This is a genomic window from Devosia sp. 1566 (assembly GCF_004005995.1).
In the GTDB taxonomy this organism is placed as follows: domain Bacteria; phylum Pseudomonadota; class Alphaproteobacteria; order Rhizobiales; family Devosiaceae; genus Devosia.
Window position 1 is genome coordinate 1,853,922 of the sequence record NZ_CP034767.1, and the last position, 21,546, is coordinate 1,875,467.

Sequence of the window (21,546 nt, forward strand, 5' to 3'; positions counted from 1 at the left end):
CGCAGCCAGCCGGCATTTTGGTAAGCCCTTAGGACTCCTGACTCTTCGCTCGATCGAGCCCGAACGCGGCGTCCTTATCATCATCCATTAACGATTTGATAACGGTTTCGCGAACCCCCGGTTTTCCTCGTTTTTCACAGGCTCGTACTATATATAGATCAGTGCCAGCAGCTCATGCACAAGCTCTAGCGAATTTTCTCCCGTCGACAGCTTCGCGGGAGATGGTATCGATGACCCAACACCGGAGTCTGGCCACTAAGCTCGCCAGTCTCAAACCGCATCAATCGAGGCCACCATGAAGATCGATCGCCGTTTCACTGCCGCCGCCGAGGACCGCTACGCGTCAATCGAATTCCGCTCCGCCACGAGCGAGATTCGCAATCCGGATGGCTCGGTCGTTTTCAAGCTCGAGAACATTGCGATTCCCGCAACCTGGAGCCAGGTCGCTGCCGACATTATTGCGCAGAAGTACTTCCGCAAGGCCGGTGTAGCCCGTGCGCTCAAGAAGGTTGAGGAAAACTCCGTCCCGTCCTGGCTGTGGCGCTCCGTCCCTGACGAAGCCGCGCTCGCCAAACTGCCGGAAGCCGAACGCTTCGGCTCGGAAATGGACTCGCGCCAAGTCTTTGATCGCCTTGCCGGCACCTGGACCTATTGGGGCTGGAAGGGCGGCTATTTCGACAGCGAGGACGATGCCCGCGCCTTTTTTGACGAGCTCTGCTACATGCTCGCCACCCAGCGCGTCGCCCCCAACTCGCCGCAATGGTTCAACACCGGCCTGCACTGGGCCTATGGCATCGATGGTCCCGGCCAGGGCCACTTCTATGTTGATCCCTTCACCCACAAGCTCGTGCAGTCTAGGAGCTCCTACGAACATCCCCAGCCGCATGCCTGTTTTATCCAGTCGGTCAACGACGACCTCGTCAATGATAACGGCATCATGGATCTTTGGGTGCGTGAAGCGCGCCTGTTCAAGTATGGCTCGGGCACCGGTACCAACTTCTCCAAGCTCCGTGGCGGTGGCGAAAAGCTTTCCGGCGGCGGCCGTTCTTCTGGCCTGATGAGCTTCCTCAAGATCGGTGACCGTGCTGCCGGCGCCATCAAGTCGGGCGGCACCACCCGTCGCGCCGCCAAGATGGTGGTGATCGATATCGATCACCCCGATATCGAGGAATACATCAACTGGAAGGTCAAGGAAGAACAGAAGGTCGCAGCGCTCGTGACCGGCTCCAAGACCGTCTCCAAGCACCTCAAGGCCATCATGAAGGCCTGCGTCAACTGCGAAGGCAATGGTGACGATTGCTTTGACGTGACCCTCAACCCCGCCCTCAAGCGCGAAGTGCGCGCCGCCAAAAAGGCGCTGGTGCCCGAGAACTACATCTACCGCGTCATCCAGTTCGCCAAGCAGGGCTATACCGATCTCGAATTCCCCATCTACGACACCGATTGGGATTCCGAGGCCTACCTGACCGTGTCGGGCCAGAACTCCAACAATTCCGTCCGGGTCACCGACGACTTCCTCAAGGCGGTCGAAACCGATGGCGACTGGAACCTGACCGCCCGCAAGGATGGCAAGGTCACCAAGACCCTCAAGGCGCGCGATCTGTGGGAACAGGTCGGCTATGCCGCCTGGGCTTCGGCCGATCCCGGCATCCAGTACCACACCACCATTAATGAGTGGCACACCTCGCCTGCGGCCGGCCCGATCAACGCGTCCAATCCGTGCTCGGAATACATGTTCCTCGACGACACCGCGTGCAATCTCGCTTCGGTGAACCTGCTGCCCTATCGCAACCCCGATAGCTCGTTCAACACCTCGGCCTATGAGCACACCGTCCGCCTTTGGACCATCGTGCTCGAAATCTCGGTGATGATGGCGCAGTTCCCCTCGCGCTCCATTGCCGAACGCTCGTTCGAATACCGCACGCTGGGCATCGGCTACGCCAATATCGGTGGCTTCCTGATGACCTCGGGCATTCCCTATGACTCCGCCGAAGGCCGTGCCATTGCCGGTGCCGTCACCGCCATCCTGACCGGCGTCGCCTACGCCACCTCGGCCGAGATGGCCAAGGAGCTCGGCCCCTTCAAGGACTACAAGCGCAACGCCCCCCATATGCTGCGCGTCATCCGCAACCATCGCAACGCCGCCCATGGCAATGCCGAGGGCTATGAGGGTCTCTCCATCACCCCCGTGCCGCTCGATCATGCCTCGCTGATTGACGCCAACCTCAGCGAGCGCGCCAAGCTCGCCTGGGACAATGCCCTCGCACTCGGCCAAGCCCATGGCTATCGCAACGCCCAGGTTTCCGTGATCGCCCCCACCGGTACGATCGGCCTTGTCATGGATTGCGACACCACCGGCATCGAGCCCGATTTCGCCCTGGTGAAGTTCAAGAAGCTCGCCGGCGGCGGCTACTTCAAGATCATCAACCGTGCCGTGCCCCCGGCCCTGCGCACCCTTGGCTATTCGGAATCCCAGATTGCCGAAATGGAAGCCTATGCCGTGGGCCACGGCAATTTGAACCAGGCACCGGGCGTCAACCCGTCGACGCTGCGCGCCAAGGGTTTCACCGATGACAAGATCGCCGCGCTCAACGCTGCGACCGCATCTGCCTTCGACATCAAGTTCATCTTCAACCAGTGGACCCTGGGTGTCGATTTCCTCAAGTCGCTCGGCGTCACCGAAGAGCAGATGAACGACTTCTCGTTCGAGCTGCTGCCCTTCCTGGGTTTTTCCAAAAAGGACATCGAGGCGGCCAATATCCATGTTTGCGGCGCCATGACCCTCGAAGGCGCGCCGCATCTCGAGGACGAGCATCTGCCCGTGTTCGATTGCGCCACCCCCTGCGGCAAGATCGGCAAGCGCTACCTGTCGGTGGAATCGCATATCCTGATGATGGCGGCCGCTCAGCCCTTTATCTCGGGCGCCATTTCCAAGACCATCAACATGCCCAATGACGCGACCGTGGAGGACGCCAAGCAGGCTTACATGCTGTCCTGGCGCCTGGCGCTCAAGGCAAATGCGCTCTATCGCGATGGCTCCAAGCTCTCCCAGCCGCTCAACTCCTCCGTGCTCGCCGCTGCCGACGAGGATGAGGACGAGGATCACGTCGAGAACCTTGTCGCCATGAACGCCGATGCCCGCGTCCCCGCGATCGCCGAAAAGATCGTCGAGCGCATCATCGAGCGCGAAGTGGAAGTGCGCTCGCGCGAAAAGATGCCCGATCGCCGCAAGGGCTACACCCAAAAGGCCGTGGTCGGTGGCCACAAGGTTTATGTGCGCACCGGCGAATACGATGATGGTCGTTTGGGCGAAATCTTCATCGACATGCACAAGGAAGGCGCCGCCTTCCGTGCCATGATGAACAACTTCGCCATCGCCATTTCGCTGGGCCTGCAATATGGCGTGCCGCTGGACGAATATGTGGAGGCCTTTACCTTCACCCGCTTCGAGCCCGCTGGCATGGTGATGGGCAATGACCGGATCAAGAACGCGACCTCGATCCTCGATTACGTGTTCCGCGAACTCGCCGTTTCCTATCTCGACCGCGACGACCTCGCCCATGTGAACCCCGACAGCCCCACCTCGCTTTCAGGTGGCGTTGATGAGGAACACCATGCGCGCCACTCGGCTTCCGCCAGCCCGGCACCGGTTCCAGCCGAAAAGTTCGTGTCCCGCGGCATGACCCGTGGCCGCACCCAGAACGCCTCGCTGATGCTGGTCCCCACCGCCCAGGCCGCGCACTACGCCGCCCCGGCCGCCTCCACCTCGACGGTGACCACGCTGCGCTCGTCCACGGCCCTCAAGATCGACCCGACCCCGACTGCCCTCAACGCCGCCGAGCTCCACCCCATCCCAACCCCGCCCCCGTCCAAGGACACGGGCGTGCTCCGCGCCGAAGCCCAGATGAAAGGCTATACCGGCGACCAATGCACCGAGTGCCACAACTTCACGATGGTCCGAAACGGCACATGTTTGAAGTGTGATACCTGCGGTACGACGACTGGTTGTAGTTAAACTAACGCCATTGATTGGTGGTGAACTTCGCAAAATTCTGCCCTTTGAAACAATGTTCTGCCCTGTCGAACGATCCACAAGGCATTGTTGGTGAATAAGCTAAGTTGTGGTCGAGGAGCCAATGTTCTGGGCTGCATAGCGGACGGATGGTGAGAGACCCAAAGTTGTGAATTCGGCCTCAGAGTTCTGAACTGGCCTAAACAGTCTGAAGTGGTTGTTCGAATTATCTAAACGGCGGCGAGATATTTCTCGCCGCCTAGTACCTGAAAGAACATTTAGTGAACCTGCGTTTTTGCCCGTGAGTTGAGGCTTGGAAACTGGTCGCTCACAACCAAAAGGATAACTCCTGTGAAAAGACTCGTTTTCTGTTTTGACGGTAGCTGGAACCGCATCGATGCCGCTTACCCCACCAATGTCCTATTCACTGCCCATGAATAGCCCCTAGATTTGTAGACGCCTTCTTCCCTAATTTTGAGGCAAGGAGGCCTGCATGGGCAAAAGCAATTTCACTGACGAGTTCAGGCGCGATGCGGTGCGTCAGATCATCGAGCGGGGCTATCCGGTTTCGGAGGTTTCGAAGCGTTTGGGGGTGAGTGCCCACTCGCTTTATGAGTGGCGCAAGAAGTATGGCGGGGCGATCGACAAGGGCGATGAACAGTCCGAAGAGATCCGGCGGCTCAAGCGCGAACTGGTGCGGGTCACCGAGGAGCGCGACATCCTAAAAAAAGCGGCCGCGTACTTCGCCAGGGATGCAAAGTGAGGTACGCGTTCGTTGCCGAGCATCGTCAGCAGTTCTCGGTGCGCACCATGTGTCGGTGCCTGCGCATCCACCCCAGCGGCTTTTATGCGTGGATCAAAACGCCAATGAGCAAACGGGCCCAGGAAGACATCCGTCAGACCCGGCTGATCGAGGACGCCTGGAGCCAGAGCGGCAAAGTCTATGGCTACCGCAAGCTGCATGACGACCTGCTTGATCAGGGCGAGACCAGTTGTGCCAACCGCATCGCCCGCCTGGCCAGACTGGCTGGGGTCAAGGCCCAGATCGGTTATCGGCGCCGAGCTGGCACCTATGGCGGCAAACCATCGGTGGTGATCGACAACACCCTGAACCGGCAGTTCGACGTCGCTGCACCCGATACCGCCTGGGTGACCGACATCACCTATATCAGGACCACGGAGGGCTTTGCCTATCTGGCCGTGGTCATCGATCTGTTCTCGCGCCGCGTCATCGGCTGGTCATTGCAAAGCCGGCAGACCAGCGAGGTCGTCTTGCAGGCTCTTCACATGGCGGTCTGGCGCCGCAAGCCACACAACACGGTGCTGGTCCATTCTGACCAGGGCTCCCAGTTCACCAGCATGGATTGGGCCAGCTTCCTGCGGCACCACAATCTGGTTCACTCAATGAGCCGGCGCGGAAACTGCCACGACAATGCTGTAGCTGAGAGCTTCTTCAATCTGCTCAAGCGCGAGAGGATCAGGCGCCGCACCTATCGAACGCGGGACGAAGCCCGCCAGGATGTGTTCGATTACATCGAGATGTTCTACAATCCGACCCGTAAGCATGTCCGCAACGGCATGCTATCGCCCGTCGAGTTCGAGAAACGGCACCAAATCTAACCCCGAAGGTGTCTACAGAACGTGGGGCTATTCAGAGATCTGTTGATCGAGGTGAACGTCAGCAAGTCGTCGAACTTGCTCAGCTTGGAGGAGCAGAACCTTCAGAACTCCTTCGCTTCACGCCCGTAGCGCTGGAGCGTAAAGGGTTTCACACTCTCGGCGATGAGATTGTGGGCTATCGCGGGGTCAACCGTACGTTCTTCCGCTTCTGCCCTCATTGTGTTGCCGAGGACATTAAGACCTTCCCGGGCCCTGTCGGAGCTCGTCCATGGTTGCGGCTGGAATGGACTGTCGGCCATTTCAGGTCGTGCGATACCCACGAAGTGTATCTCGCCAACACGACGCCGGTTCGGCGACGCTTCGAACCGTTCGATTTCAGCGAAACCATCGCGACCTTTATCAGCGATATCGAGCACTATCGATCTGTCGCTGAACGAGCGGCCCCTTCACCTTTCCAGACCTGGATGGCTGCCAGGTGGGGTGGTCAGAAAGATCCCGCGAACTGGTTGGATCAGTTTCCGTTTTATGTTGCCGCCGAATGGTGTGAGGCGCTTGGTATCTCCGCGCTTCATTCGCCAAAGGTGCGAACCTCGCAACTTACCGAACGCGATTGGGCAGAAGCCGGCAACGCTGGCTTCAACATTGCATTTCAGGGAGCGCCGGCAATTGAAGAACTGCTCGCGCGCCTGAACGAAGGGCAACGTGAGACTCGGGGGTTTTGGGGCGTCCACGACACATATGGCTACGCCTACAAGTTTTTGATGCGCACGCTCGAAGACGAGGATTTTAGCCGGATCCGCGATCTTGTTCGCAATTTTGCTAACAGGACCATGCCTCTCGAACCTGGATCCGATGTGCTGGGTGTAGCCATTGCTGACCCCGGCGTTGTCACTGTCCGGTCCGCTGCCAAACAATCCGGTGTTCACGATCGGACCATCAGGCGCATTTTCGACCGCAAGGGGCTCGCGCCAGCCGCCTTTGACGATAATTTGCGTAATCATCGAGTGACGGTATCCTCTGGCGACGTCAAAGCGATGCTTGATAAGTTGAAGGGGGCCATCAGCGGTCCGGAGGTGTCGAGACGCTTCGCCATTCCGCGGCTTCACCTTAATGCCTTGCGCAAAGTTGGTGCGTTGCCCACCGCTACCCAGTCCGAAAATACGCCGCACGCCAAACACCGGTTTTCCCTTAATGACGTCGACAGCATGTTGGAAAGAATGTTCGCCGGTGCGGAGGACGTTGCCGCTCCAACGGATCGTCAGTTGCCGGTAATGGATTGCAGACATGTAGCCGGCGCCAGCCTTGAGACTGTGTTGACTTCGGTTTTCGATGGCACCCTGACTTGGAAAGGTCGACTTGCCGGGCGCTCGGGCTACTCCGCTTTGCTGCTTGACGCAGATGAATTGATTGAACGGGTGAGAACAGAACCCGTCCTTGTAAATTGCCTTAAGTCGGATCTCCCTTCCCTGATTCCCGGTCTCAGTCCCCTCGCGATCGAACCGCTTGTTGCTGCTGGCATCCTCATTACGGCAACGGAATTTAGTCGGAACGCGCGTCGAAAGGTTCCAGTGGTTCTCCGAACGAGCGTCGACGATTTCAACCGACGGTATGTCTGCCTTGGCGGCTTGGTCAAATCCACCGGCCTGCATTTCAAGCAGGTCCAATCGGTACTCTCACGCCATCGAATTACCCCAGCTTTCGAGCCGGATGAGATGAAGGTTTGGTTATACAATCGTCAGAAGCTGCGGCCTCTGGTCGAGTCCGAACCGAACGTCTGGGCAAACGAGCAGGATGAGGCGCCGATCTGATGTGATTTCGCAATTGCGCTTGAGCATAGCGCTTCCGAGGCATTGCCCAGCCTATCCCTGGTCAAGGATCAAGCACCGGTGCGGCGATGCATTTTTCTAAGAGATTCGTAGCAGTATATCAGTTCGACAGCGTCGCAGTCCCCAGCACCCATCATGATTCCGATATTGCAGCACTGCGTTCGAATACCTCGATCACCGGCCGCTCTGGATCCGGGTCCACGCGGGCGGCCGGATGCCGGGTAGATTGCATATTGGACGATGTAGTTCTGGTGGAGTCCGCGAAATTCGGGCAACTCGACAGGATGCATTCCGGCATGAGCGAGCTCCATGAATTCGGTCCAGATCGCGACAGGCAAGGTTCCACCACCCGCGGATCGTCGTCCCGACCGAGCCAAACGCCGTGATGACGTTCGCCGTGTAGCTGACGAAGCTTGCATCTCTGGAGTTCTGGCTTTGTGCAAAGACTTGAGAGTTGCCTAGAGTTTGTGCATTGCGCCGGTCATCTGACTGGTCACATGCGAGGCGCAAGAAGGGCCTTGGCCGAACACATGAAAAGTTTTCATGTGAACGTCTGCTTCGGGATGGTGAGAAAGCAGCCGGAATAGCGGTTACGGGCCGACCTCTGCCGCCTCCGGCCGTTACCCGCTTCTGAGCATTACTTCAGTGGCTGTTCAAAGTGCATGGGCTGGCGCAATGGCTTGTTATCTGACGCTTATGGTAGCTTTCCAAGGCAAACACAGATCAACATTCGAGTGAGCGCGTCTTGAAACTGCCCCAATCAATCGACTCCACGGCATTGCGCTATTTTCAGGCTGCGGCCACTGCCTGCTCGATGCGAAGGGCCGCCGATCAGCTCAACGTTTCGCCTTCGGCGCTGTCGCGGCAAATCTCGGCGCTTGAGGAAAAGCTTGGGGCCCCTTTGTTCGAGCGCATGCCGCGCGGGGTGAAGCTGACCAGCGCTGGTGAAATTCTGCTGTTTCATGCTGAACAGAGCTTTAAGGAGCTGGACCGGGCGCAGAAGGCTATCGCCGAGCTGAAGGGGCTGCGGCGTGGCCAGATCAATATCGCCATCGTTGAGTCTGCCGCACGCGGGCTGTTGCCGCCGGTCCTGGCGGCGTTGTGGGCCCGCCATGCCGACGTGAAAGTTTCCGTGCAGGTGGCCGGCACATATGAAGTGCTGCGGCGCGTGGAGCGGGGCGAGGCTGATATCGGCATCGCTTTTAATGTCTTGCGCGAAACCGACCTGATGGTTGTCGATGTAGCGCGGCTGCGTATCGGGGCTATCATGTCGAGGAACCACGAACTTGCCGGACGCAAATCGCTCAAGGTTCAGGATCTGGTCGGACGGCCGGTCTTTCTGGCCGACTCGTCGCTGATGCTGCGCGACGCCCTGGCCGATGCGGAGCGCAGCTGGGCGCTCGATGTGCGGCTCGTCACCAACTCGATCACGCTGATGAGCGCTTTGGCCGCGACCACGAACGGCATCGCCCTCAAGACGAAAGTGGGAGTGAGTGAGGAAATTGAGAGGGGCGAGCTCAACTTCGTTCCGGTGGATGACAGGCGATTGCCGGTTCAGCACCTGGCCGTCGTGGTGCGGCGCAACCTGGCCTTTCCCGCCTTGGTCAACACCATTGCCAAGGAATGCACCACCGCCCTATCGCGTATCCGCGAAGATTAAAAGGCGGTGGCCCGGGCCCTTTGTGCCAGCTCTTCCGCCACGAGACGGTGTTCCGCCAGCGCTGCCCTGTGCGCCGCCCGAACCAGAACGCCATCGCGCACCAGAACCTGCCCGTCCACCATGGTTAGGCTCACATCGCTTCCGCGCGCCGCGTGGACCAGATTGGTTTCCGCCGTGTCGGGCAGGCAGGGCTGCAGGTGAAAAGCGTGCGTGTTGATCATGACCAGATCGGCAGCCATGCCCGGCGCAATGGCTCCGACGCCCACTGCCCCTATGGCAGCCGCACCGCCGCGCGTGGCCATGTCGAGAACCTGCCGCGCCCCGAGAAGCGTGGGGTCCCGAGCAAGCCCCTTGTGCAGAAGGGACGCAAACTTCATCACGTCGAACATATCGAGCCGGTTATTGGCCTTGGCCCCGTCCGTGGCGAGCGCGACATTGATGCCGCAACTGCACATGAGCGGCACCTCGGCAATACCGGAGCCAAGTTTGAGATTGGCGTGGGGGCAATGGGCGACATGGGCGCCCGCTCCCGCGATGATGCGCCTGTCATCATCGTTGAGCCACACGCCGTGGGCGAGCAAGGTGGTCGCTCCCAATCCGCCCAGATCATGCAGATGCGCAACCGGGCTTCGCCCGGTTCGTGCCCGAGTTCTGTCCACCGAAAAGCGCGTTTCGCTGCAGTGCAGATGCAGTCCGACCTCGTATTGCGCCGCAATTTCGATGCCCTGACGAATCTGAGCATCGCTGCAGCTTTCCAAATCGTGCAGGCCCACCCAGACCCGCACGCGCGGATCAGTGTCCCTGAACGCCTCAAGCAAACTGACTGTGTCATCCAGATGAGGCGCAAAAGGCTTGGTATCGGCAACATAGGGGGCGACCACAAGGCGAATGCCGCATTCAAGCGCAGCGTCCACTGCCGGACGCGGGCGGATGCACATGTCCAACATGCTGGTCGTGCCCGACATAAGCGCCTCGCCATAAGTGGCAAGGGCGGCCACCCTGGCTTCGGCATCGGTCAAATTGGCTTGCTCGCGCTCGATGACGCCCAGCCAGTCTTCTAGCACCACCCCTTCGGCACTGCCGCGCGTGAGACTGGAGTGGGAATGGCAATGGGCATTGACCAGACCCGGCATGAGGACATTGCCATTGCCATCTATGGTTTCGCCAAAGCCATTAAGTTCGGCAGGATCGTCTTGGCCGAGGCCCGATATACGGCCATCCCTGACGGCAACCCAGCCCGCGAACGGTCGGGTGGTGCCCGCGGCTCCTACCACGAGGACATTTTGGAAAAGAGTGCTCGATGTCATCCGGCAGCCTCCGCGCCTTCTCCGCGCGTTGCCAGCCTCTCAAGCCGTCCGAAGAGGACGAAGGAGGTCACGCCCAGAGCTGCGAGCACCGCCACACAGACAAAGAGCAGATCGGTACGCAACTCGGTGGCCGAGGTGATGATGAGATAACCCAGTCCCACCCCGGAGCTGTAGAACTCAGCCACCACGGCCCCGACCAGCGAGAGAGATGCAGCAATCTTGAAGCCGGCGAAGATGAAGGGCAGCGCGGTGGGCAGCTGAACCTTCAGCAGCAATTGCAGCCGGCTGGCATTGATCGAGCGCATGAATTCAACCACCCGCCTGTCTGCCGACTTCAAGCCACGCGTAGTGTTGGTGACGACAGGGAAGAAGGAAATAATCGCGCAGATCAGGACCTTGGGCAGAAGGCCAAATCCGAACCAGATGGTCAGAAGCGGCACGAGTGCGATGACCGGTATTGCGTTGGATACGATGATGAAGGGCAAGAGGCCCTTTTCAAGGAACCGCGAATGCACGATGCCGGCAGCGATGCTGACCCCAAGCACGGCCGAAATCGTAAAACCGAGAACGGCTTCGAGCAGGGTAAGGCCGGTGTGATACCAAAGGTTCTGCGTGCTCTGGAACCGCACCGCGATATCGCTGGGCGCCGGAAGCAGCCATGCGGGCACATTGAGCAGTTGAACGCTCCCCTCCCAGGCCGAGATGATGACGACGAGGATAATCAGCGGAGGAAGCACCGCCCAGGATAGCTTGTGCAGTGTCATCTTCGTGGAGGTTTTCATGACCGCAACGCATCCCTTGCTTCGCGCACCAGACGCATGAACTCGGGTGTCTCGCGCATGTCCTCGTGCCTGGGTCGCTCAAGATCGACAGGCAATATTGTCTTGATCCGCCCCGGATGGGGCGACATAACGACGACCCTGTCGGCCAGATAAATGGCCTCGGAAATATTGTGAGTGACGAACAGGATGGTTTTCTTTCCCACCGACCACAGTTTGAGCAGATCGTCCTGCAACTGCATCTTGGTCAGTTCATCCAGCGCGCTGAACGGCTCGTCCATCAGCAGAATGGAGGGGTCCCAGGCGAGTGCGCGCACGATGGCCACGCGTTGGCGCATTCCGCCCGACAGTTCATGCGGGTAGGCATTGCGAAAATCCCCGAGACCGACGGACTTGAGCAAGTCCATGCAGCGGGCCTCCCGCCCCTCGGCCGGCACATTCAGGACTTCAAGCGGCAGCAGCAAATTCTCGATCGCCGTGCGCCAGGGCAGAAGGGCGGGCTCCTGGAACACGAAGCCGAAGTCGTTTTCCCGCCTGGCTGCCTCGGGGGGCGCCCCGCGAATGAGGATTTGCCCTGCAGTGGGCGCAACCAGATCACTCACCAGACGCAGTAGCGAGCTCTTGCCGCAGCCGGTCGGGCCGAGCAAGGCAATGAACTCTCCCTCTCCCACGCTCAGATTGACGTCCGAGAGTGCATTGACGCGTCGACGCGGCGTTTCGAAGCTTAATGAGACCGAACGCACCGAAATGCAGGCCGGCGCCGCCAGGCTTTGTACGGTAGAGCCCTGCTTGAGAATGGCTTCGTCACGGCCAGCAAGCTGGCCGTGACTGGGATCTGGTCTAGTGGTTAGCGACATCGCCTGCCTGTCGTGGGTCACTGCGCAATGAAATCGGTGGTGAACAGGCTTGATGCCTCGGGCGCCGCATCCACCAGGCCCAGTTTGGCGGCCAGCTCGGAAGTGCTCTGCCAGCGCGCTTCGCTCATTGCGCCGATTTCGCGGTCCGCACTGCCAGTCCAGTAAGGCGTGGTCAGCTCCAAAACCTTGGCTTCACGATCGGTGTCGACTTCGTCAACTGCCCCTGCAACAGCGGCGATCGCTTCGTGGGGATTGTCCATGCTCGCCTGCATGGCCGCAAGGGTCGCCCGTACGAAGCCGGCCACCAGGTCGGGATTGTCCGCGATCACATTCTGGCCGGCAACCAGCGTCAGTCCATAGGCGTCAACGCCGAATTCCGACACCGGCATGACATGGACAGCCATGTCCAAGGTGGCCGCCTCGATTGGCTCATTCATCTCGAAGCCCATCATCGCCCCGACCTGGCCGACCAGAAGCGGCTGCACGCCGAAGCCAACGTCGGCCATTTCCACATCGTCTTCCGATATGCCGTTCGCGCTGAGCATGGCACTCAGGCCCTGGCTGGTGGCGCTGCCCTTCTTGTTGCCCAGCAGCACGCCGTCGGTCAGCTGGTCGGGAGAGGTGATCGGGCTATCCTGGGGACTGATGACCACGGTCGGATTGTCCTGATAGAAGCCGGCAATGGCCACCACCGGCACATCCTGAGCCTTGGCCTGCACCAGCACGAGACCATCCACCAAGCCGAACTCGACGGCGTTGGCGCCAACCTGCTTGACGGTATCGGACGAGCCGGAACCGGAAATGATCTCCAGATCAATCCCCTCCTGCGCATAAAGCCCCGAAGCCTGACCGTAGTAGAACGGTGCGTGTTGTGCGCCCGGACGCCAGTCGAGTCTGATTTGTACCGAGGTCAGGTCGTCCTGGGCAAAGCTCGGCATAGCCGAGAGCGCAGTCGTGGAAAGAATGAGAGCAGCAAGAAGGGAGCGTCTGTTCATTGCGGTTTACTCCAGCGCGGGGGGATTTAGCGAATTGATGTAAGGGTTTCTCGCGCCCATTTCTGGGCGCTTTCGGGCAACACTGCCCGCTCGACGTCCCAATTCATCGGGGCCGTGGCATCCAGGGCCAGTTTTGCCGAAGTACCGTTGCGAGACGAGGGATCGAGTTGGTTGCACAAGGCATTGGGCACGCAGAACATGTCCGTGTCGGCCTGAAAGCGGGTCGCCAGCGCCCACATCACCTCGTCCTGATTAAAGACGTCTACGTCCTCATCGACGGCAACCACGAGCTTGATATAGGGGTCGAGCCCCATCAGCAGCATCATGGCGTGGTTGGGTTGTCCCTCGGCCGATTTCTTGAGAGACATATAGGCGTGAAAATGCGTGCCGGATTTGGGCCAGTTCACCGCCTTGAGGTTGGGAACCATTTCCCGCAGCCGCATGACAACATGGGCTTCCTTGCTCGAGCGGCCCAGCAGCAGGTGCTCTGCGGAAAAGCCGGGAATGATGTCGTGGAAGATCGGCCGCTCGCGGTGGGTGATGGCCTTGGCGACAAAGACATTCTTGGTGGAACGATAGGTGGAATAGCCGGTATATTCGCCGAACGGCCCCTCCTCCTCCTCGACGCCGGCCAGGATCTCGCCTTCGATGACCATCTCGGCCCAGGCGGGAACCTCGACTTCGATGGTCTTGCACTTGACCAGATCGACCGGCTGTCCGAGCAAGCCGCCGGCGATGTCCAGCTCATCGACCTCCATGGCAACTTTGGCGGCTGCAGCGAGATTGATTGCCGGGTGCACCCCGATGACTATGGCAACTTCCAGGTTCTTGCCCCGGGCAGCGCAGCGCGACAGGTGCTCCCAGATATGGCCGCGGGAATGCAGGCTGGCACCCAGCCGATTTGGTCCCTTGAGCTGCAGCCGCTGGTAGGACAGGTTGCGCACCCCGGTATCGGGATCCTTGCATATGAGAATGCCCGAGCCGATGTAGCGGCCCGCATCCTTCTCGAAATGCCGGCTGATCGGCAGCGCACCGATGTCAAGTTCGTCGCCTTGAATGACATGGTCATGCACCGGACCGCTCTCCACCAGACGGGGTGCAATGGTCTTTTCGGCGGCCTGCGCCCAACGCTCATGGAACTTGCCCGGCTCGACACCGCAGAAGCGGGCGATGCGCTCGCGGCTTGCAAACAGATTGCTCACTACCGGCATGGTGAAGCCGTCAGGGTTGTCAATCACCACCACGGGATCGCGACCCTGCCGCTCCAGTTCGAGCACCAGTGCGGTGGGCAGATAGTCGATATCGGTGGGCTGATCGAGTGTCAGGATTTCGTGGTCCTGAAGGTCTGCTAGCCAGCTTCGCAACGAAGGCGCTTCATTGCGTTTCATGCTGGAAATTCGGTCGAACAGAGACACGTCAGCAAACTCCCGTCACTCGAGGCGACACATTTTCTAGTGCGATGAGTGCAATCTTCCACGCTCAAAAGCAGCGGTAAATTACCGATTTGTCACCCGCGTGTTGTTGAAAAAGCAACGCTTGACCAACTTGACGCACCCCAGGAGATTGGGATTATCTCTGGGCGAGCGGCGGAGGATGACAGCCGAGATAACAGCCAAGGAAAAGGCGACATGAAGAGGCTGATCGTGGCCATTACCGGGGCATCCGGGACCATTTTCGGGATACGCGCCCTGCACATGCTGCGAAGCCAGGATGATGTCGAAACGCATCTTATCCTGTCGCCCTCGGCGGCGCGTACAATCGTCGAGGAGACCGATTATTCGGTCGATGAGGTCAAGGCGCTGGCTGATGCTGTTCATGCTTTTAAGGATATCGGCGCCTCTATCGCTTCGGGTTCATTCCTGACGCAGGGCATGCTGGTGGCTCCCTGCTCGATCAAGACGCTGAGCGGCATCGCCAATTGCTATGCCGAAGAACTGATCGTGCGCGCCGCCGACGTCTGCCTGAAGGAGCGTCGCCGCGTGGTGCTGATGCTGCGCGAAACGCCTCTGCATGCCGGGCACATTGCATTGATGGCGCAGGCCACGAGCAATGGCGCTATCATCATGCCGCCGGTTCCGGCCTTTTACGCCCAACCCAAAACGCTGATCGAGATGGTGGATCAATCTGTCGGGCGCGCACTGGACCTGTTCGATATCGACCTGCCTACCGTCAAACGTTGGAGGCAGACGCAGCCCGGAGCGCACGCAGAACAGCCTTGAGACTTTCGCTGCTCTCTGCACGAGCCTGGGGTCCACCGAAATATTCGAGGCACGCAGCCAAGCCGCGCTCAACTCTGTGCGGATCGCCGGTATCGTGTTTGCCGCCTTGCCAGCGCTCGGCAAACTGCTGCAATACGTCAAGCTGATAGAGTTCTGCCTCCAACTCCGCAGCCTTGATCCTGTTGCGAATACTATCAGATGCAGAATCCGGCGCTGGAGCGGGCCCGCTTTTAAGCCGGCGGCGAATTGCCCGAAGCGGCTGCACTACTTCGGAGCGCCAAGCCTTGACCCGCTCGTCCGCCGCCGCGATATCGCGCAGCTCTAGCGCTTTCCCACCTTCATGCGCCACCCAGGCAGTAAAGAGGAGCATATTGACGTCGACCGCATAAGTGTCCTGCAGCTCTAGGCACATGGTGGAAACGCCATCCTGAGCGTAGATATGAACCGCGAACTGGCGCAGGGATTTGAAGGTGGTGCTCATGGCTCGCTTCCGTCGTGTTCATGCCGATCTGCCAGACGCGGGAGCGATATCCAGGACATGAGTTTCTCGGCACGCTGGCTGGCAATTCTGGCTATCGCCGCCGCTTGCTCCGCAGAAGCAGCGTCAACGACTGCGAGGCCCCTACGACCAAGCACTGCAAGTGCTATGCCATTCAGATGGTGGCGAAACCCTGCAGAAATTACTGTGGATCCCGCCGGATGATCAAAATCTGGGCAGGCTTCTGCTTCATGCTTGCGCTGCCCCCGTGCTCCTAACGCATGCCTAACACAGACCAGGGCGCGATCAGACGTTGGAGCAAAGTAAGGGCGCGAAAGAGCAGGAGGCCGAGCGTGAACAGGATGATCCGGCCGGCAAACGCCAATGGAATTCGGAACATCGAGGTGGACTAGGCGATGAAATAGCCCAGTCCGCAGTCGGCGGCCACCAGTTGAGCAACGACCGCCCCGATCACCGCGAGAGTGATCGAAACTTTGAGCGCCCGAAAATACATAGGGCATGGAATAGGGCAGAAGGATCCGTGTGATTTCGCTCCAACGCCCGGGGCCTACCCTCGCCCAGCACCTCGGTTTTCACGCCATATCGAGCACTCAGCTTGAGCAAGGCTCGCTCCGACAAGCCGATCTGGCTATCTGAATCATGGCGCTCAAGCTCGAGATCATCATCAGCAACACTCGCCGCGGGTGGGTTTGCCATCCCCCGATTCCACACCAAAAGCTGCCTGCCCTCTCACAACCCCTACCCTGCCCTTCAACTTTCTTGGCCGATTGTCAGAAATGGGGTGGGTTGCGGACAGTCGGCTTTCGGGGGAGTTATGCTATAGGTGACCGTTGCGAAGCCAGTCTTATGCCTCCTTTAAGATGGTCAAAGTGCTGAAGCGATGCCAAACTTTGAGGTAACTATGCGCGGAGCTTTCCTCGTCTTGTTGCGCTAGCAGCCAGGCACTCATCAGAGGCCCGGGCGAGCGACAGTGGCCCCAGGGTTGGTTTCCGGCACTATTCGCCCACAGACGTGAGGTTGACGACCTTGTAGGTGGAAGTGAGATAGGCAAGAGTCTTGACGCCCCGTAACCTGGCATTGGACTGCACCTCTTCCTCGAGCAGCCGCTCGGCGTCCGCGCGATCGGCACCGAACCGCACGCCGATGACCACGAAGTCGCCGTCGGTCTCGACCATGAGGAGGGTCACCCCGGCATCACTCTCGTTCAGGCAGAACCGCTCGTAATCTTGCGTGGTCAAGACCGTCCCGTCCGGCCCGCGGTAAGCGCCTCCGGATTGCGGGACCATCTCTGCATCATCCACCAGAACGCGTTCGAACTCCTGCCTGGTAGCCGCCGGGCACTGCAGGTCCATGGAGGCTCGGGCGACCGTACTGCCCATGCCCACGAGGACCGACATGCCGAGCAACTACAGGCGCAATTTCGGCATCGTATGTTCCCGGTGGGCTGTTCTTAGGCGGCGTGATTGTCGTCACAACTTAAAATATCAAAAGGTTACCTGCCTATATACCACCAGACAATACTGCTCCGTCGTATATAAAAGGTGACAACCTGAGAACACCAAATCCGATTCCCCGCGTAGTTGCCCGGCCACTCGGGCTCGGAGGATACGCGGTCCGAATGGTTAGTTTAGTGTATCGGTCCCCGAAGTGGGTCGAGCGATGTCCAACCACGTGAGCCGCGACTTCCGCCCCGTCTCCGCCTTCCGAGGCATCCCTTCCTTACTCTGGCTGCTTGCCTGTGCCTGGTGCGCGTATTGGACTTGGCATCTCGTCTGGTGGACCATCCCCGCTCCCCACGGCCTCGTCTTGTTCACGGCAGGGTTCGTCGTTTCGCCGTTCGCCGTGTTGTTCATTGCAACCGCATACGAGTGGTGGCGGCGGCTGGAATCGCGTCATTCCACCCGAAAGGCAATGCATCTCCATTGCGCGGTGATGATAGTGGGCAGTGTCTTGCTGTTCACGTTCGGCGGTAACCCAAAACCGGGGAGCTTGGAGGACATCAGGTCCTACGGCTTCCTTCTCGCGTTCTACACCCTGTTGGACCTGCCGATACTCCTCCTGCTGTGGATTGAACGGCGTGCCGGGAGGCATGGCCCGGGATGGGTCCGGCTGACGTGTCTGGCGGTGGCCGTTCCGGGTATCGTCGCCTTGCTGTTCGTGTGGTCGGCGGCGAACATCGGCCTGGTTGCCTGGAAGGCCAAGTCCACCGCGGGTACGGACCCCTACTGCCTTCAGGTCCATGGTGACCCCTACAAGGTGGTGAACGCTTGGGCCGACTTGTCCGGGTTGCGCATGACCACCCCGGAGACGGTCAGGGGCGGCGTCACCAGCGACGACTATATACGGGCGGTCTTTCACGCCGTTCTCGTGGTCAGGACCGCGGAGGGGAACAAGGCCTACAATTGGTCGTACCGCGCCCAGGATTTCCTCTCGTTACCCATCGGTCCCTCACTGGGACGCACGTTAGGGCCTTCCCGCGTCACGATAGCGTGTACGCCCGTGCACGACTATCTTGGCAAGCTGGGGAGCCATGTCCCGGCCTCCCCGCCACTCGATTACTTCCCCCCGCTGAACTTTCCCGCGAGGCCGCATCGGGTACTGCCGCCCCTGCCGGAGGGCGAGCCCTTCCTGCCTCCGGTTCCCGCCGGCAAGGAATTCTGGCACGGCATCATGGTTCGCTACCTCAGCCTGGAGGCCCTGCTCGAGGCCTGCGAGATCGAGGTGACGCGAGAGGCATTGGAGGAAGTCCGTGCGTTGGCCGAGAAGGCCAGGGTGATGACGGGGTACACGGAGGACCAGGGACTGCGTGCATATCGGGGCATCCTGTTCAGTACAGGGTTGCTTGGCGACTACGCTTGCCGAACGGAAGCGGGATCTCGCCGGGAGCTCATGCAATACTTGCCCCATTCGGGCCTCCGCCCGAAGTCCACCCGGTAAAGCAACCCGGTTAGCGACGAGATAAAGCCACCCGGTGCATCTCCGCGATGGCCCGGCCATGGTCGGGCACATGGTACAGCATATGCATGGCAATGACGACGTCGAAGTATGGGCGGCGAACGGCAGGTCGGACGCGTCGGTCGTTTCACCCTTGACCGATGCGAATGGCAGGGCGGCACAGCGGCAGCTTTTCGGCAACGGGCGCGCTTCGAAGAGGCCGCGCCTGTCCAAGGTCAACCCAACATCTTGAGTTGGGTCATCAGCTCCAGCTGATCCGAACTGAGCCAGTACTCCGCCACCTTGCCGTTTTCGATGCGCAGGAAGTCGGCGCCGGCAAATCGCACCGCTGTGCCGGGCTCGGCCTGGGCACCGGGAAAACCGCCTTGGTAGACACCGCTCGCCAACCACCGCCCGGCAATCATGCCATCGCCGAAGAGTGGCGGAACCTGGACATCGAAGACCAAAGGTTTGATCGCGGCATGAAGCTGGCCGATCCAGCCCGCCATCCCGGCCGCGCCGGCATAAACGGATAGGTCGCCGCCACCGATGGGGTACATGTTGAGCTTGTAGTCTTCGGCCATGATCTGCTCGGCCATTGCAAGATCGCCATTCCACATGGCAATCCACTTGTCCCAGATCGCCACTAGTTCGCTTTCACCGGACTGTGCCAGGCTCATTAATGTCATTCCCAGCAGCGGCACTGCGGCAAGGCTGGCAGTCATCATCGTACGTCGTTTCATTGTTCAGCTCCTGGCTTGATGGTGAAAGCAGTCTTGTAGTCGGCGAGGAAAGCCGCGAATGAGCGGGGCTCACGCCCCGTCACCGCTGACACTGCCGGGCCAACCCCGTCGGCCTCGTGGCGGGCGTAGTGGGCGTAATCCTCGATCAGCCCATCGGCTTGCCATTGGGGAAATCCCGCCGTGAGCGCGGCATCGCGCATGACACCGGGCGAGATCTCGACAAAGGTGACGGCTTGGCCGATGGCCATGCCGATCTGCCTTGCTATATCCTCATGGGTCAGCGCCTGCGGGCCGGTGAGATCATACACTTGGCCCTCGTGACCGGAGGTGGTCAGCACGGTGAGGGCGACGGCGGCAATGTCACGGCTATCGATCAGGCTGACCCTGGCGTTGCCGATGGGCGCAAACAGCTTGCCCGTGGCGGCGATGGCGCCGCCGAAACCCACAAATCCCTGCATGAACAGATTGGGCCGCAAGAAGGTAAAGGTCATGCCGCTGTCGCGGATCGCCTGCTCCACCGCCGCGTGATAGCGCAGGAAGCGCACCGGGGAACTGGCTGCGGCATGCAGTTGCGACAGCTTGGTGATATGCCTGACCCCCGCCCGCTGGGCCGCAGCGACAAAGGTTAGTTGCTGCTGCTCGGCCCGCTCGGTGGAATTGGTGAGCAGGAAGGCCCGCTCAACGCCCTGCAAAGCCGCCCCAAGCGAGGCCAGGTCGTCGAAGTCACCAGTGACCGGCGTGATGCCCGCAAGGCCTTTGAGCTTGTCGGCGGCGGCGGCGGAGCGTGTCATGGCCCTGGCCGCTAGACCCTGGGCGGCAAGCTGTTTCGCCAGTTCAAGGCCGACCTGCCCGGTGGCACCTGTAAGAAGGATCATCGTCAGCTCCTGTTGTGTCCCACCAATATGAATGCGGACAGCCATCAAGCAAATTGACAAGAGCATTCAGGCGGTCAGTATATAATGTATGAGCATAAGTGCCCCGAGTGCGAGCATCGACTGGGAGCGGCAGCGGGCCTTCATGGCCGTGATGCGCGAGGGCAGTCTGTCGGCTGCGGCCCGGGTCCTCAATGTCGCCCAACCCACCGTTCGGCGTCGCATCGAGGATCTGGAGCGCGAGCACGGCATCGTGCTGTTCACCCGGTCGCCCACTGGACTGCTGCCGACCGCCATTGCCCATGAGCTGACCGCGCATGTCGAAGCCATGTCGAGCGCCGCCCAGTCCTTTGCGCGTGCCGCCTCTGCCGAGGCTGGATCGCCCGCCGGTGCGGTGCGGATCACCGCCAGCGAGGTCGTGGGGGTCGAAGTTCTGCCGCCAATGCTGGCGGCGCTGCGGGCGCGGCATCCGGGACTGGTGATCGAACTGGGGCTCAACAATCGCACCGAGAATCTGCTCGATCGCGAGGCCGATATAGCCATTCGCATGGTGCGTCCGGTGCAGGAAGCGCTGGTGGTCAAGCGCATCGGCGCTATACGGCTCGGTCTTTACGCCTGCCGGAGCTATCTGGCCGCCCATGGCACGCCCACCTCGTTTGAAGAGGTCAGATCCGCCGGACTGATCGGCTTTGAAAGCGAGACGCCTGGCATCCGCACCTTGCGTCAGCGCGGCCTTTCATTCGGGCCCGAGGATTTCATCTTCCGCACCGACAGCGACCTTGCCCAACTAGCGGCGATCCGCGCGGGCGTTGGGATCGGCGTCTGTCACGTCGGGCTGGGCGAACGCGACCCCGAGCTGGTCCGGGTGTTGCCGGACGCGTTCAGGATGGAGTTTGAGACATGGGTGGTCACGCATGAGGACCTGCAGCAGGTGCGGCGGGTGCGTCTCGTCTTCGACGCCCTGGTCGAGGGCCTGACAGCCTACGCCCGGTGAGCCGGTTCGCGACAGCTCGCTGATTGTACACGGCAGGCGCCAAGCCGTTCGGGTGACCCGATGCGTCGACCGAATGCTGGCCATGCGAAAACCGCCTTCCGCATCGCGTCATCAAGGTCATTTGCATCATGAGCTGCTTCCTGCCTGCCACTGTGACGGCTGCCGCGGCGTGAAGGAACGGCGGCTTCCGGGAAATGGAGGCGCTGACGCTCACGGCCGATAAGGGGTC

General features: G+C 60.3%; 17 protein-coding genes. 7 read left to right on the plus strand and 10 right to left on the minus strand.

All coding sequences use genetic code 11. The features are described from left to right. Window positions 1–295: 295 nt before the first annotated feature. The 4 genes from ELX51_RS09040 (at window position 296) to ELX51_RS09055 (ending at window position 9,118) form a co-directional block, all read left to right on the plus strand. Window positions 296–4,015, plus strand: a complete 3,720-nt coding sequence (locus ELX51_RS09040; protein ID WP_127753213.1) for a vitamin B12-dependent ribonucleotide reductase — start codon at window positions 296–298, stop codon at window positions 4,013–4,015. A gap of 490 nt (window positions 4,016–4,505) precedes the next feature. Beyond that, window positions 4,506–5,632 (plus strand): IS3 family transposase gene (locus tag ELX51_RS09045; protein WP_248305293.1). Its coding sequence is split into 2 segments (ribosomal slippage): window positions 4,506–4,749 and window positions 4,749–5,632, totalling 1,128 coding nucleotides; the frame shifts between segments, so codons are not numbered across the junction. A gap of 8 nt (window positions 5,633–5,640) precedes the next feature. After that, window positions 5,641–7,440, plus strand: a complete 1,800-nt coding sequence (locus tag ELX51_RS09050) for a TniQ family protein (protein WP_164854815.1) — start codon at window positions 5,641–5,643, stop codon at window positions 7,438–7,440. 796 nt (window positions 7,441–8,236) lie between these two features. Next, the gene (locus ELX51_RS09055) at window positions 8,237–9,118 is read left to right on the plus strand and encodes a LysR family transcriptional regulator (protein WP_282567583.1); all 882 of its coding nucleotides are present in this window, start codon (window positions 8,237–8,239) and stop codon (window positions 9,116–9,118) included. Here ELX51_RS09055 and ELX51_RS09060 read toward each other — a convergent pair. The 5 genes from ELX51_RS09060 to ELX51_RS09080 are packed head-to-tail and all read right to left on the minus strand — an operon-like array spanning window position 9,115 to window position 14,471. Then, on the minus strand, window positions 9,115–10,425 hold the full coding sequence (locus ELX51_RS09060; protein WP_127753217.1) for an amidohydrolase: 1,311 nt from the start codon (window positions 10,423–10,425) through the stop codon (window positions 9,115–9,117). The two genes, ELX51_RS09055 and ELX51_RS09060, sit on opposite strands and share 4 nt — an antisense overlap. Beyond that, the gene (locus ELX51_RS09065) at window positions 10,422–11,207 is read right to left on the minus strand and encodes an ABC transporter permease (RefSeq protein ID WP_127753218.1); all 786 of its coding nucleotides are present in this window, start codon (window positions 11,205–11,207) and stop codon (window positions 10,422–10,424) included. The genes ELX51_RS09060 and ELX51_RS09065 overlap by 4 nt, the downstream gene beginning before the upstream one ends. Beyond that, the gene (locus ELX51_RS09070; RefSeq protein ID WP_127753219.1) at window positions 11,204–12,061 is read right to left on the minus strand and encodes an ABC transporter ATP-binding protein; all 858 of its coding nucleotides are present in this window, start codon (window positions 12,059–12,061) and stop codon (window positions 11,204–11,206) included. Before ELX51_RS09070 ends, ELX51_RS09065 begins: the two co-directional genes overlap by 4 nt. A 17-nt stretch (window positions 12,062–12,078) precedes the next feature. Further along, window positions 12,079–13,056 carry an ABC transporter substrate-binding protein gene (locus tag ELX51_RS09075; RefSeq protein ID WP_127753220.1) on the minus strand — a complete coding sequence of 326 codons (978 nt, stop codon included), beginning with the start codon at window positions 13,054–13,056 and terminating at the stop codon, window positions 12,079–12,081. Window positions 13,057–13,082: 26 nt separating this feature from the next. Next, complete coding sequence (locus ELX51_RS09080; RefSeq protein WP_127753221.1) at window positions 13,083–14,471, minus strand: UbiD family decarboxylase; 1,389 nt, start codon at window positions 14,469–14,471, stop codon at window positions 13,083–13,085. A 213-nt stretch (window positions 14,472–14,684) separates the two neighbouring features. On the opposite strand from ELX51_RS09080, the gene ELX51_RS09085 reads away from it, so the two are divergent. Next, window positions 14,685–15,275 (plus strand): UbiX family flavin prenyltransferase, encoded by a 591-nt coding sequence (locus ELX51_RS09085; RefSeq protein ID WP_127755227.1) that lies wholly within the window; start codon window positions 14,685–14,687, stop codon window positions 15,273–15,275. On the opposite strand, the gene ELX51_RS09090 is transcribed toward ELX51_RS09085, so the two are convergent. Together ELX51_RS09090 and ELX51_RS09100 are read right to left on the minus strand one after the other, a co-directional pair. Continuing rightward, window positions 15,226–15,756, minus strand: a complete 531-nt coding sequence (locus ELX51_RS09090) for a TIGR02444 family protein (protein WP_127753222.1) — start codon at window positions 15,754–15,756, stop codon at window positions 15,226–15,228. The two genes, ELX51_RS09085 and ELX51_RS09090, sit on opposite strands and share 50 nt — an antisense overlap. 1,013 nt (window positions 15,757–16,769) lie before the next feature. Further along, window positions 16,770–17,171 carry a hypothetical protein gene (locus ELX51_RS09100; RefSeq protein ID WP_127753223.1) on the minus strand — a complete coding sequence of 134 codons (402 nt, stop codon included), beginning with the start codon at window positions 17,169–17,171 and terminating at the stop codon, window positions 16,770–16,772. Between the two features lie 262 nt (window positions 17,172–17,433). Between ELX51_RS09100 and ELX51_RS09105 the strand changes: the two genes are divergently transcribed. Continuing rightward, a complete protein-coding gene (locus ELX51_RS09105; protein ID WP_127753224.1) occupies window positions 17,434–18,711 on the plus strand; it encodes a hypothetical protein in 1,278 nt (425 codons plus the stop codon). 10 nt (window positions 18,712–18,721) lie between these two features. Here the strand turns inward: ELX51_RS09105 and ELX51_RS20475 are convergent, their stop codons facing one another. From ELX51_RS20475 to ELX51_RS09120, 3 genes are all read right to left on the minus strand, one after another. After that, the gene (locus ELX51_RS20475) at window positions 18,722–18,799 is read right to left on the minus strand and encodes a hypothetical protein (protein WP_127755228.1); all 78 of its coding nucleotides are present in this window, start codon (window positions 18,797–18,799) and stop codon (window positions 18,722–18,724) included. A 145-nt stretch (window positions 18,800–18,944) separates the two neighbouring features. Beyond that, window positions 18,945–19,451: an ester cyclase gene (locus ELX51_RS09115; protein ID WP_127753225.1), complete on the minus strand. Its 507-nt coding sequence runs from the start codon at window positions 19,449–19,451 to the stop codon at window positions 18,945–18,947. Further along, window positions 19,448–20,326: an SDR family oxidoreductase gene (locus ELX51_RS09120; RefSeq protein WP_127753226.1), complete on the minus strand. Its 879-nt coding sequence runs from the start codon at window positions 20,324–20,326 to the stop codon at window positions 19,448–19,450. Before ELX51_RS09120 ends, ELX51_RS09115 begins: the two co-directional genes overlap by 4 nt. A gap of 88 nt (window positions 20,327–20,414) precedes the next feature. On the opposite strand from ELX51_RS09120, the gene ELX51_RS09125 reads away from it, so the two are divergent. Beyond that, window positions 20,415–21,317 (plus strand): LysR family transcriptional regulator, encoded by a 903-nt coding sequence (locus ELX51_RS09125; protein WP_127753227.1) that lies wholly within the window; start codon window positions 20,415–20,417, stop codon window positions 21,315–21,317. The last annotated feature ends 229 nt before the right edge of the window (window positions 21,318–21,546 follow it).

Bases quoted from the DNA above. Each gene is read 5' to 3' on its own strand.
- ELX51_RS09040 (WP_127753213.1), top strand. From the start codon at position 296: ATGAAGATCGATCGCCGTTTCACTGCCGCCGCCGAGGACCGCTACGCG.
- ELX51_RS09060 (WP_127753217.1), bottom strand. From the start codon at position 10,425: ATGACATCGAGCACTCTTTTCCAAAATGTCCTCGTGGTAGGAGCCGCG.
- ELX51_RS09065 (WP_127753218.1), bottom strand. From the start codon at position 11,207: ATGAAAACCTCCACGAAGATGACACTGCACAAGCTATCCTGGGCGGTG.
- ELX51_RS09070 (WP_127753219.1), bottom strand. From the start codon at position 12,061: ATGTCGCTAACCACTAGACCAGATCCCAGTCACGGCCAGCTTGCTGGC.
- ELX51_RS09075 (WP_127753220.1), bottom strand. From the start codon at position 13,056: ATGAACAGACGCTCCCTTCTTGCTGCTCTCATTCTTTCCACGACTGCG.
- ELX51_RS09085 (WP_127755227.1), top strand. From the start codon at position 14,685: ATGAAGAGGCTGATCGTGGCCATTACCGGGGCATCCGGGACCATTTTC.
- ELX51_RS09090 (WP_127753222.1), bottom strand. From the start codon at position 15,756: ATGAGCACCACCTTCAAATCCCTGCGCCAGTTCGCGGTTCATATCTAC.
- ELX51_RS09100 (WP_127753223.1), bottom strand. From the start codon at position 17,171: ATGTCGGTCCTCGTGGGCATGGGCAGTACGGTCGCCCGAGCCTCCATG.
- ELX51_RS09105 (WP_127753224.1), top strand. From the start codon at position 17,434: ATGTCCAACCACGTGAGCCGCGACTTCCGCCCCGTCTCCGCCTTCCGA.
- ELX51_RS20475 (WP_127755228.1), bottom strand. From the start codon at position 18,799: ATGCATATGCTGTACCATGTGCCCGACCATGGCCGGGCCATCGCGGAG.
- ELX51_RS09115 (WP_127753225.1), bottom strand. From the start codon at position 19,451: ATGAAACGACGTACGATGATGACTGCCAGCCTTGCCGCAGTGCCGCTG.
- ELX51_RS09120 (WP_127753226.1), bottom strand. From the start codon at position 20,326: ATGATCCTTCTTACAGGTGCCACCGGGCAGGTCGGCCTTGAACTGGCG.
- ELX51_RS09125 (WP_127753227.1), top strand. From the start codon at position 20,415: ATGAGCATAAGTGCCCCGAGTGCGAGCATCGACTGGGAGCGGCAGCGG.